Source organism: Flavobacterium solisilvae (assembly GCF_012911605.1).
In the GTDB taxonomy this organism is placed as follows: Bacteria; Bacteroidota; Bacteroidia; order Flavobacteriales; family Flavobacteriaceae; genus Flavobacterium; species Flavobacterium solisilvae.
The window spans coordinates 1-989 of record NZ_JAAMPT010000161.1; the positions used below are offsets into that span (position 1 = coordinate 1).

General features: G+C 29.4%; 1 protein-coding gene. It reads right to left on the bottom strand.

Features of this window, described 5'->3' with window-relative positions; translation table 11 throughout:
• Positions 1–259: 259 nt before the first annotated feature.
• Complete coding sequence (locus tag G6042_RS00755) at positions 260–820, bottom strand: hypothetical protein (protein ID WP_169522366.1); 561 nt, start codon at positions 818–820, stop codon at positions 260–262.
• Between the last annotated feature and the right edge of the window lie 169 nt (positions 821–989).

The following is a 989-nucleotide window of genomic DNA, read 5'->3' on the forward strand; positions in this document are numbered from 1 at the left end:
TATTTTTAGTTCGTATCATTTTGGGAACAAATCAAACTACTTCAAAATATACCTTGGCTTAAAACCAATTTATAAGCTTTTAATTAAGTGAATTTGTATTGAAAATGGGGTTTTTTCACAACCTGACGTTCCGGCGCTTGGCGAGGTTGCGGACTTCGGAACTGATTATTTTCTGTTAAAGATAAAATTTCTTGCGAGAAATAAACGTGTATTTACTACAAAATTCGCAATCTTGCCAAACGCCTGTTATGTGCTGTTTTTATTTTGAATTGGATTTAGACTTAAATGAGTTTATAATTCCACCCATTTTTCCAATTAATTTATCTTTATAATTAATGTTTGTCCACGACATAATTTGATATAAATTGTTACTGTCTTCAATTAGTGCGTATCTAAAAAATGCCTTTTTACCATCATCTAATCCTTTTCCACTCATTGAGAAAACAATTGCATTACACGAATTAATTTTAGTTCTTCCAAAATCGGTTATTTTGAAATCATCATAGAGCTCATCAAAATGACTTGTTACAACTTGATAATATCCAAAAAGACTTGGAGTTGTTTTATGAACTTTTAACTTGATTGCATTTTCAAAACTTTTTTTTGTTTCTTCCAATACAATAAAATACAAATCCTCGTCAACTTTTTGAAATTGAACTTTTGCTAGTTCATTCAGATTATTAGTTCGTTCCAAATCTTTAGGTACCGACAAAGAATAATTCTCTGTCATTACAACTTCATCTTCAGTATTGTTTTCTGATTGTTTACAAGACGAAATAAAGATTATTAATATGGCTAGAATGTAATTTTTTAATGTCATTTATGAATTGATTAGTTCTTGATTCTGAGTTAAAATAGCACATAACGGCAGACTGTGAAAAAACCTCCACAATCCTAGTACCAAATATAGTAAAATATTTGTAAGAAAAAGATAAATTCATTATTTTTAGTGATGCAACATATACAAGGAATAGCTCGCAACCAGCTAC

Bases quoted from the DNA above. Each gene is read 5' to 3' on its own strand.
- G6042_RS00755 (WP_169522366.1), bottom strand. From the start codon at position 820: ATGACATTAAAAAATTACATTCTAGCCATATTAATAATCTTTATTTCG.